This window comes from Vibrio sp. V19_P1S1T109 (assembly GCF_002241375.1).
Lineage (GTDB): Bacteria > Pseudomonadota > Gammaproteobacteria > Enterobacterales > Vibrionaceae > Vibrio > Vibrio anguillarum.
Genome location: NZ_NDIM01000154.1, coordinates 1 through 11,170 on the forward strand (window position 1 = coordinate 1; position 11,170 = coordinate 11,170).

Sequence of the window (11,170 nt, forward strand, 5' to 3'; positions counted from 1 at the left end):
AACTACTCTATTCAGCGCGCTGGATTATGGCCCCTATCTATTTGGGGTTAAGTTTAGTGCTGCTGGCATTAGGCATTAAATTTTTCCAAGAAGTGTTTCATCTGCTACCTAACATCTTGAGCACCGATGAAGTCAGCCTGATTTTAGTGACACTTTCTTTGATTGATATTTCATTGGTTGGTGGGTTGATTGTGATGGTGATGTTTTCAGGCTATGAGAATTTTGTCTCTAAAATTGATATCGCCGAAGAGGATGATAAGCTCGGCTGGCTCGGAAAATTAGACACAGGATCGTTGAAAAATAAGGTTTCGGCATCGATTGTCGCCATCTCCTCAATTCATTTGCTGAAAGTCTTCATGAACACTGAAAATATCGACAGTGAAAAAATCAAGTGGTACTTACTGCTGCACATTACCTTTGTCTTATCGGCCTTTGCGATGGGTTATTTAGATAAAATCACCAAAAAATAGCCGCAAGCCCTGTATACACAGGGCTATTCGTTCAAACTATCGATCATGTGGGTTACATATCGTTGCTACGCCCAAGCACTACCACCATTTTATTAATAAGAAAAACGACTTATCTGGCACAGTGAGCAGCTTTGCTACGATGCTAAATACCATCGATGCCAATGGTGAATAGACTGAGCTTATTTTGAACGGTTGACCAACAGTAACAGCAAGAAATAGCTCCCACCGAGAATCGCCACCAGCGTGCCAGCCGCAATTTGCATCGGATAAACGATCACCTGTCCGAGCCAATCCGCCCACAACATTAATGATGCACCGACTAAACTTGCCACCAGCAGTTGGGTTTTACTTTGCTGCGCGCCTAGCATCATTGCCATGTGTGGCGCAATCAAACCCACAAACGACACTGGCCCCATCGTCGCCGTCACCAGCGCACATAACAGCGCCACAATGGTCAATAAAATCAAACTGGTGCTTTGCGCATTAACGCCGCGTGCACTGGCAAAGCTACGGCCAATCGAGATTAAAGTCAGCCAACGCGACAGCGCGATGGTGGCTGCGGCCAGCAACAGCACCAACACGGCCAACAACAGCGCTTGGTCTGGCGTAACGCGATAGGTTGAGCCTGCCAACCACTGTAAAATTCGATAGCTGTCTTCTGACCCTTTAGCCAAACAAAATTGCACTAAGGATTCAAGCAATGCGGTGATGGCTATCCCGGTTAAAATCAAACTCGACGCGGCGTATTGATGGCGCTTACCCAGCACAACTAATGCTGCCAACACCAGCAAACTACCCAACAACGCTGTCACCCAATGAGCGGCTAACAAGCTTTGACCTAAAAAGAGATTGGCAAACACCAACGCAAACGTCGCCCCTGACGAGACCCCTAAAATATCTGGGCTGGCTAACGGGTTGTATATCAAACGTTGCAAGATGCTACCTGCTAGGGCAAGACCAATACCGGCACACAATGCGGTGAGCATGCGCGGCCAGCGTAATGACCACTGATAGCTGCTTGGCAGCGCCAATTGCCAACTGAGTTCGTTCATTTGAAACAACGTATGCAACCCAAGTGCTGCCAGCATCATTAGCAACAACCCCAATAGTGCGACACGGCTTAATGACGCGCGCGACTGAGGCAGTGAGATAGTCAATGTATCTTGCGCCCTGAGCTGACGGCGACTAAACCAGATCAATGCGGGCGCGCCAATCGCCGCGGCTGTGATACCGCTGGCGATGACTTGCGTAGTCCATAGGCTCAAGCACATTGCGAGCATATCGGTTAATAAAAGCAGTAACGCGCCAAGCAGTAAGCTCGAATAGAGCTCTTGTTTGGGCGTTCTTGCCCCCATAGCACGGGCGATGTTTGGCGTGAGTAGCCCGATAAAACTGATGACGCCCACCGCTGTAATCGAGGCTGAAACCAACCAAATCCCGAGCACCATTAAGATTAAAAATGCAGGAATGACAGGCAGACCACGAGCCGCAGCACCTTGATGACCTAAACGCAATAACGTCAGAACCCTTGGTGCAAACAGTAAAATCAATAAGGAGACCGATAACCGCGGCAGCAACCACTGCACCCAATCCCAGCCATTTTGCGCCAGATCGCCCGCGCCCCACATGAAGACGTTTTTGGCGTATTGTTCATTGAGTAGAATCAGTGCCGTCGCAATCGCGCCAAGTAGCAGGTTCACCACCATGCCTGCCACAATCAACGGCAAGCCCGTCATGTTACGCACACCCGCAATCACCACGATCAACGCAAATGCGAGCAAAGCACCACTCATTGCCGCCAACGCGCTGTAACTGGCAACTAGGCTTGGAAAACCAATGTTGAGAATAATCAGCGCCAGCCAAGCTCCAGATGAGGTGCCCAGCGTCAATGGTGAAGTGAGGTTATTCTGCGTCAGTTGTTGCATCACACTGCCGACCAAACCTAACATCGCGCCCACCAGCAACGTCATCACCAAACGGGGCAATTGACCATATAGGAAATTGAACTCCGCAAAAGAGCTCGCTTCACGTTGCGCCCACAACAGTTGCCATTGCGTGACTAGATCAACGCCATTGCCAATTTGCACACTGAGCATCGCCGCAAGCAGCAGCGCACTACTCAGTGCGAGAAACACTTTTCCGTTCATGACTTAGGCGCAACCTCAAGCAAACTGCGTGTCAGCGCTTCTGCAATGTATTGTAGTGACATCGCACCGCCGTAGTTCCAGACACTCTCAACCGAGTTCACTCGCGCTTGACGCACAAATGGCATCGCTTGCCAAAGCATTGATTTTTCTAGCTGTGCTTGCTGGGCAAATGGCAAGAAATAGAGCACATAACCTTGCTCAACATACTGCAGATCCGTTAACCGATGTTGCACAATCCCCCACTCTTTGGCGGGCTGAGGCAGCGCTTCATGCAAGCCCAATTGCTTCAACACATAATGAGTGGTGGAGTTTTCACCGTAAAGGAACACCGAGGTTGGATTAGCAAAACGCATCGCCACCACTGCGGGTGTTTGATGAGAAAATGCGATGTCAATTTGTGCTCTTAACTGCGCAAAACGTTCCGTCATTGTGGTCAGTTTTTGCTCGGCGAGCGCTTGCTTGTCAAAGAGCTGCGCTAATTGGCGAAAATGGTCAATCGCGACTGCGCCACTGTCATCACTGGCTTGAAAATTAGAGAAATAGAGCACCGGAGCAATGCGCTCTAACGGTGTGATTAAATCTTGCTGCGGCGCAGCGGCGAGAATGAGATCTGGTTTTAGTGCAGCAATTTTTTCCAAATTGGGTTCAACGCGCGTGCCGATATCTTCTACCCCTTGCGGCACTTGCGGTTTGACAACCCAATCTTGATAACTAGCAAGCTCTGGCGCGCCAACGGGTGTGATACCCAGTTCAATCACTTGCTCAAGTAAATCCCAATTGAGCACCACCACACGTTGTGGCCGCTGCTGTAGAGTTTGCTCTCCGCGGCTGTCGTGTACGGTCAATGGCGCGCTAAAAGCGACACTCGAAAAAACAGAGAGTAAGCCAGCAACCAGCCAGCGCTTTACAAGGTTTAAGCACATACAATCGCGACCTTATGCGTGTGAGAATCTGAATTGGACATTGGGTGATCCAGCAGTTGGATCGGCGTTTGATAAAGCGCCGATAAACGTGCTTCATCGGCCAATAAAGAGGCATCGCCTTCAAAATCAACCTTGCCCTGCTTGAGCGCGACGATGTGGGTCGCGTAACGTAGCGCAAGGTTCAGATCATGCAAAATGACGATAATTCCACAGCCTTGTGTTTGGTTTAATTGCGCAAGCAGAGCCATTAACTGATATTGGTGCTGCACATCTAACGCTGAAGTTGGCTCATCTAAAATCAGCACCGGAGACTGCTGCGCCAACAGCATCGCCACCCAAGCGCGTTGCCTTTCACCGCCAGACAATTCATCTGCCAAGGTATAGGCAAATTCAGTGACGCCGGTTTGGGCGATCGCTTGATCGATGATCACTTCATCCTGATTTTGCCAGCGACCAAAAGGACCACGCCACGGAAAACGCCCAAGGCGCACTAACTCTCGTACCGTTAACCCCGCTGAAGTTGGCAATTTTTGTGGCAAAAACGCCACCGCTTTAGCCAGCGCTCTGGCGCTGAGCTCGGCAATCGGCTGCTGGTTAAGTAACACGTCGCCACGGTCAGGTGCTTGCTGACCAGAAATCAAACTCACCAGCGTGGATTTACCAGAGCCATTATGGCCGAGTACCACAGTTAACTCTGTGGTGGGAATATTCAGTGATTCAATGGATAAAATGCTTCGTCCACCGCGTACCACTTGAACATTTGATAAGGTAAACATCACTCTCCCCCAAAAATCGAACCACCTAAAACACACATCCCCGCCGGCGCGGGAATGTTCAAAAACCGTCAAACTCACCTTCAGCGAAGGTGAGTTCATGCTGACTTACCAGCGGTAATTCACGCTTGCCACCATACGACGTGATTCGCCGTAATAGCAGGTTCCGAAATCACAACCAGCAAAGGACTCGTCATCCAAAATATTATTGAGGTTAACCTGCACATCCCACTGTGTATTGATGGCGTAGCTTGCCATTGCATCCCACAGCATATAAGCAGGCACCTTTTTATCGAGCGAGGCATCCACAGACGTTCCGGTATAACGCACGCCAGAGCCCAACGTCAGCCCCTCAATCCCAAGGCCTGCAAAATCATAGCTCGCCCAACCTGTCGCTAAGTGGCGCGGAATCATCGACTTACGCTTCTGGCTCGTTCCTTCACCCGTATGAGCATCGAGATAGGTGTAGCTAGCATTCAGCATCAGATTTTCTGTCACAGCCATGCGAGCTTCCATTTCGAACCCTTGCGTATTGGTTTTTGTGCCCGATTGACTGGTGGTTAACGCGCCATTGCTGCCGACGGTAGAGGCGGTTGCGTTTTTCTGGTCGATATCAAACCACGCCAGATTGACATAGCCATCGAGCCAGCTTGGCATGTATTTCACACCCACCTCGGTTTGGTTGCTCTCAACGGGTTTGTAGAGTTTGTTGGTGGTGAAATCTAAGCTGCTGATCACATAGAAAGATTCCGAGTAGCTCACATAAGGTGACAAACCATTATCGGCTAAATAGATCAAACCGCTGTTTAATGACAGTTGGCCATCATCAAGCTCATCTTTATTCAAACCTTTACTTTCAACATCAATTTTGTCGTAGCGGCCACCTAAATTCAGAACCCATTTCTGTTGCCACTTCGTTTGATATTGCGCGTACACACCCAGTTGCTGTTTGACAATCTCATTGTCATACAAGCTGCTTGAGAGATCAGGCACATTGCCGTAGGTCGGATTAAGGCTGTTGATCACGCCCACCTGTGAACCAGTGCCATTACCCAGCCATTTATTTTGGTGATACTGAATGTCAAACCCGGTCAGTAAGCGGTGCTCAAATTGGCTACTTTGCCATTGTGCTTGGGCGTTGTTATCTAAGGTTACGCTGTGTGCATCGCCATCATTGATCAAGGTATAACGTGCCAATGTGTATGGGTCGCTGTCTTGCCAAGCATTTTGATAGGCCGAAGAGCTTCGTAGGTACAGATCAACATAGGCGTAGTTGAAGTTTTGCTTGAGGCTCCAAGTGTCGTTCAGTTGATGAGAGAGTTGGTAGCCGAACGACAGTTGTGTTTTATCGAAATCATCGTGATCCGGCTCGCCAAAGTTGCGGTTAGGCGCAATCGTCTCACCATTGGGCAGCGCCACTAATGTGCCATCGCTTGGGAAGAAACCGTTTTGTGGCACGCCGTTATCTTTCAAGAAAGTGGCCATCAGCGTTAGAGTGGTTTGATCTGATAAATCGATAGCGTAGCTTGGCGCAACATAAACGCGCTGGCTCTCAATGCCATCCAGTTCACCCTCTTTTTGATTAACCATCGCCACGAGGCGGTAGCGCTGGCTGCCATCTTGGTTGGCCCAATCGGCAATATCGACACCCAACTGCTGGTAATTTTTATTCCCCACAGACAGAGATACGGAATGCTGCGCGCCATCAGCCGGCTTTTTCTGCACCACGTTGGCAATACCGCCCGGCATGGACTCACCATACAGCACAGAAGATGGGCCCTTCACCAATTCAACTCGCTCTAAACCAAAGGGTTCAACCGTCCAAGCAAAGAAACCTTCTTTATAAAGACGGTTACCATCGAGATAGACACTCGGCTCAAAACCACGCACAAACATCCACTCGGCGTCGTTATCCGCGCCATAAGGTGAGGTGTACCCCGGCGTATAGCGCAATGCTTCATCCAGTTTTTGTACGTTATGCTGGTCCAGTTCATCACGTTCAATGACAGTGACCGACTTTGCGGTTTCTTGTGTCGGGGTATCGACTTTCAATGCCGATGCCGTTACCACGATCGTGTCTAAAACTGGTGGCGGTGTTTGCTCAGCTTGTGCCGTAGCCGAAACCATGAACAGACAAGGTAATGCGCTGATTTTTAATATGTTGTGAATTGCTGTCCCCAGCAAGCTTGGGCGAATGAGATCCATTAAAGGATACCTCCTGCTTTAATTAGTTTGAGAAACGTTTTTATTATCATTATTATTGCCCGTCATTTTACTGATAAATTCAATATTTAACAGATAAAAATAAGAATGAATCTCACTCGCACATCACCATAAGTTGATCACCTATGTTTCAATGGTTTGAAAATCTCACGACGGCGTTTCCTAAAGAAGAGCCGCAACAACCGCCTAACTCCTTATTAGCCTTCTGCCGTCATTACACGCGAGGTTTTGAAGTACCGTTATTGGTCATGTCACTGCTCAGTGCTTGTGTGGCAATTGCCGAAGTCACCCTCATTCGCTATATGGGTGAATTGGTTGATATGCTTGGCAGCCAACAACGTGCCACATTCTGGGCTGATCAAAGTGACCGCTTGTGGGTAATGGCCGCGCTGGTGGTGGTCATTATGCCGCTGCTGGCTTTCTTCCACTCCATGATCATGCACCAAACGCTACTGGGTAATTACCCGATGTCGATACGTTGGATGATCCACCGCTACTTACTCAAACAGAGCGTCAGTTTTTTCCAACGCGATTTCGCGGGGCGGATCGCCACCAAAGTGATGCAAAGCTCCCTCGCCGTGCGAGAAACAGTGATGAAACTGGTCGATGTACTGGTTTACATCGCGGTCTACTTCGTCTCGATGATTTGGATGATGGGCGAATCTGACCGCATCTTGATGATCCCGATTCTGATTTGGCTCGTGGCCTACATCATCATTCAATTGTATTTCATTCCCAAGATGAAAAAAGTGGCGACCGATCAAGCCGATGCTCGCTCAACTATGACGGGCAGCATAGTCGACAGTTACACCAACATTGCCACCGTGAAACTGTTTTCCCATTCACAGCGAGAAATGCAGTACGCCAAAAGCAGCATGAAACGGTTTTTGAACACCGTGTACCAACAGATGCGCATGGTGACGTGCCTGTTATGGAGTGTTGACGCCATCAACTATTTACTGCTGTTTTCTATCGCCGCTTTATCAATCAATTTGTGGCTCGATGCCTCAGTGACTGTCGGTGTCATTGCGATTGCGATTAGCATTGCGCTGCGCGTACAAGGCATGTCGAAATGGATCATGTGGGAAGTAAGCGCACTATTTGAAAATATCGGTACTGTGGTGGATGGAATGAATACCTTGTCGCAACCAGTGACCATAACGGATGTAGCCAATGCGCCGCCGCTGCAAGTAACGCAAGGGCAAATCAGCTTCCATAACGTTCACTTTCACTATGGACAAGAAAACACTGTGTTCGAAGCGCTTAACTTTGAGTTAAAAGCGGGCGAAAAAGTGGGGTTAGTGGGTCGTTCGGGCGCGGGAAAATCCACACTGGTTAACTTGCTGCTGCGATTTTACGATTTGAATGGCGGCAAAATCTGCATTGATGGGCAAGATATTTCGCAGGTCAGCCAAGATTCACTGCGCCAACACATTGGTATGATCACGCAAGATACTTCTCTGTTGCACCGCTCAATCCGCGACAACATTCTGTATGGCAACCCAGATGCCGGGGAAGAGGCGCTGATAGAAGCAAGCCGTCAAGCGCATGCCCATGATTTTATCGCGCAGTTGCAGGATGAGAATGGCAACCTTGGCTACGATGTTCAAGTGGGAGAACGCGGTGTCAAACTCTCTGGCGGCCAACGCCAACGCATTGCGATTGCCAGAGTGCTATTAAAAAATGCGCCGATTCTGATCATGGATGAAGCCACCTCGGCCCTAGATTCAGAAGTAGAAGCGGCTATTCAAGAAAATTTTGAAACGCTGATGGAAAACAAAACCGTGATCGCCATTGCGCACCGTTTATCAACCATTGCCGCCATGGATCGCTTAATCGTGCTGGATGAAGGACGAATCATTGAACAAGGATCACACCAAGAGTTGCTGCAACAACAAGGCGTTTATGCTCAGCTATGGGCGCATCAAACGGGTGGTTTTATAGGCGAACTTGCGTAGTGGATGCTCTTTAGGCCAAAGAAAAGGCCTTTAGACACATCCAACAGAGAAAGAAGATGTGCTAAAGGCCGCGCTATTTCACCCAATACCCTCACTTCTGAGTTTAGGTATTTTGCATACTATTTTGCATACATAGGGGGGTGGTGAATTAGCTTAAATCGACATCTTTGCAGCCAAAAAAGTAGGTCGCGAGAAAGCCAACAGTATAGGAGATTAAAAGACCGCCAACAAACACCATCATCCCAGCAAAAATTCCTTGCTCGGAAGTCATCAATGGAATGGCGACAATGCCTGACGGGCCAAACACCGTATTTAATCCTACTGGCAAACCAAGGTAAGAAACTAAGCCGACAAAGAAACCGCCCGCCGCCCCACCAATGCAAGCGGTGACAAACGGTTTAACCCGCGGCAAGGTCACGCCATAAATCAGTGGTTCGCCAATTCCCAAAATACCGGGAATGATCGCCCCTTTCACTTGCGTGCGCAGCAACGCATCCTTATTCGCTTTGAAATAGAGTGCCAGTGACGCTCCCACTTGGCCGCCGCCCGCCATCGCCAAAATAGGAAACAGAGAGTTAAACCCTTGTACATCCATCAGCGCAAAATAGACTGGCACAAATCCTTGGTGAATACCAAACACCACCGAAATTAAGAACAAACCCGACAGTAACGCCGCGCCCAACGGGTTATCATTGAGGTTCAAAAACAACCATGACATGCCTTTAAACAGCTCACCACCAATCGGCATGATCACCAAGAAAGTCACCGCGCCCATAATGAGTAACGTCACCACAGAGGTTAAGATCATATCCAAATCATCAGGCATGTATTGGCGCACTTTACGTTCTACTTGCGCGCCCAGAATAGAGGCCAATAGTACCCCGATGATGTTGCCGCGTGGGTCAATGGCGAAGCCAAAGAATTCACTCATACCCGAGTAGATACCCGTTGTCGCCTCTGGGTTATACCCCAGCACAAACAGCGAAGCTAAAATGGCACCATTAACACCCGAGCCACCGAAAGCTTGCTGCGCGTTATAACCAATTAAAATACTCAAGAAAGCAAATAGCCCTTTACCAAACACTTTCATATAAGTAATGAGATCGAGCATAAACTGGCTAGGCGATTGATCGATAACGAACATTTGCTCCAGCAAAGTGGCAAAACCAAGCAACAAGCCCGCAGCAATGAAACCGGGGATCAGCGGCGTAAAAATGGTCGCAAATTTGCTTAAAAAACGTTGTACGCCGCTGGTCTGCTTGCTCTTCATCTGCTTTTTCTGCTCAGCAGCAATCGCGGATAGATCGGCAGTTATGGCCACATCCGTCTCAGCACCGTCACCGTTGGCGATCATCTCATTCATCATATCGGCCGCCGTTTGCGCTTTGCCCGGGCCTAAAATGATCTGCAGTTGTTGGTCACTCTCCACCACGCCCATTACGCCGGGAAGGGTTTTCAGCAGAGCCTGATCGGCCAATGCCGTATTATTTAATGTTAAACGTAAGCGCGTCATGCAGTTACCACACTTACCGATATTGCCACTACCACCGACTGCACTAAGCAGCTTGGCGATCATATTTGAGGTTATTTTTGCCATTGGGACATCCTTGGATAGATCCAGTCGGGTTATTGATCATTCAGTGCCGCGCGAATAAAACCATTATGCTTGGCCAGTTTTTGCGTCGCTTGCTCGGCGCTTAGCCCCGCAAGAATCATTACAATGGCGGTTTTACAGTGACGATGGCAGGCGCTCAGTGCTTGTTCTGCTTCCTCTTTGCTGCAACCTGTCGCTTCGACCACAATGTTATTTTGGCGCTGAATCAACTTAGCATTGGTTGCCTCGACATCGACCATGAGGTTGCCAAACACTTTACCGCAACGAATCATCGCGCCGCTGGTTAACATGTTAAGCACCAGTTTTTGCGCCGTGCCCGCTTTCATACGTGAAGAGCCCGTGACTACTTCCGCGCCCACCACAGGCACAATGGCAATGTCAGCCGCGTGCTGCATCGCGCAATCTGGGTTGCACACTACTGCCACAACCGTTGCACCCAGTGATTTAGCGTAAGCCATACCGCCTAGCGCATAGGGTGTGCGACCACTGGCGGCGATACCCACCACCACATCGTTGCGGGTCAAATTAATATTTTTCAGATCGCTTTGCCCAAGCTCAACATTGTCTTCGGCATTTTCAACCGCTTTAAGAATCGCTGGGTGTCCGCCCGCAATAAGCCCAACCACTTGTTTAGGATCAGAGCCGTAGGTGGGTGGGCACTCGCTAGCATCTAAAATCCCCAAGCGACCGGAGGTTCCCGCTCCCATGTAGATCAAACGTCCACTCGCTTGAAATGCCAAGGTAATGGCATCCACCGCTTGCGCTATCTGCGGTAAGGTTTTTTCAACCGCCAACGCGACCAGTTGATCTTCATGGTTAATGACTTGCAACATCTCTAAGGTGGAAAGGGTGTCAATGTCAGCACTGGCAGGGTTGCGGCTTTCGGTAACCAACTGGGTTAGGTCTAGGTTCATCGTCTATTTCTCGGTTTGAATTCGGAACTGATGGCGATTCTATGGAATAAAATATTCCATTTTAGTGACAAAAATCACAACAAAGGTTATTCTTTGACCAGTAATTACATGGAATAATGGCCTACAATGCACCGATATCTTTTAAGC

Annotated in this window: 8 protein-coding genes; 2 read left to right on the forward strand and 6 right to left on the reverse strand. The window is 49.0% G+C overall.

The window, feature by feature from the left end; translation table 11 throughout:
* A partial coding sequence (locus B9J87_RS07145; RefSeq protein ID WP_217898080.1) for a TIGR00645 family protein occupies positions 1 to 470 on the forward strand: 470 nt, incomplete at its 5' end.
* A gap of 179 nt (positions 471 to 649) precedes the next feature.
* On the opposite strand, the gene fhuB is transcribed toward B9J87_RS07145, so the two are convergent.
* The 4 genes from fhuB to B9J87_RS07165 all read right to left on the reverse strand — a co-directional run bounded on the left by fhuB (position 650) and on the right by B9J87_RS07165 (position 6,518).
* A complete protein-coding gene (fhuB, locus tag B9J87_RS07150) occupies positions 650 to 2,617 on the reverse strand; it encodes a Fe(3+)-hydroxamate ABC transporter permease FhuB (RefSeq protein WP_094149981.1) in 1,968 nt (655 codons plus the stop codon).
* Positions 2,614 to 3,540, reverse strand: coding sequence for an iron-siderophore ABC transporter substrate-binding protein (locus tag B9J87_RS07155; RefSeq protein ID WP_094147200.1), 927 nt, complete (start codon positions 3,538 to 3,540; stop codon positions 2,614 to 2,616). Before B9J87_RS07155 ends, fhuB begins: the two co-directional genes overlap by 4 nt.
* On the reverse strand, positions 3,531 to 4,316 hold the full coding sequence (locus tag B9J87_RS07160) for an ABC transporter ATP-binding protein (protein WP_088729335.1): 786 nt from the start codon (positions 4,314 to 4,316) through the stop codon (positions 3,531 to 3,533). Before B9J87_RS07160 ends, B9J87_RS07155 begins: the two co-directional genes overlap by 10 nt.
* Positions 4,317 to 4,421: 105 nt before the next feature.
* Positions 4,422 to 6,518, reverse strand: coding sequence for a TonB-dependent siderophore receptor (locus B9J87_RS07165; RefSeq protein ID WP_094125852.1), 2,097 nt, complete (start codon positions 6,516 to 6,518; stop codon positions 4,422 to 4,424).
* A gap of 143 nt (positions 6,519 to 6,661) precedes the next feature.
* Between B9J87_RS07165 and B9J87_RS07170 the strand changes: the two genes are divergently transcribed.
* Positions 6,662 to 8,494 carry an ABC transporter ATP-binding protein gene (locus tag B9J87_RS07170; protein WP_017045934.1) on the forward strand — a complete coding sequence of 611 codons (1,833 nt, stop codon included), beginning with the start codon at positions 6,662 to 6,664 and terminating at the stop codon, positions 8,492 to 8,494.
* Positions 8,495 to 8,642: 148 nt separating this feature from the next.
* Here the strand turns inward: B9J87_RS07170 and murP are convergent, their stop codons facing one another.
* Complete coding sequence (gene murP / locus B9J87_RS07175; RefSeq protein ID WP_017048240.1) at positions 8,643 to 10,091, reverse strand: PTS N-acetylmuramic acid transporter subunit IIBC; 1,449 nt, start codon at positions 10,089 to 10,091, stop codon at positions 8,643 to 8,645.
* A gap of 29 nt (positions 10,092 to 10,120) precedes the next feature.
* Positions 10,121 to 11,023: an N-acetylmuramic acid 6-phosphate etherase gene (gene murQ / locus B9J87_RS07180; RefSeq protein WP_088721414.1), complete on the reverse strand. Its 903-nt coding sequence runs from the start codon at positions 11,021 to 11,023 to the stop codon at positions 10,121 to 10,123.
* Between the last annotated feature and the right edge of the window lie 147 nt (positions 11,024 to 11,170).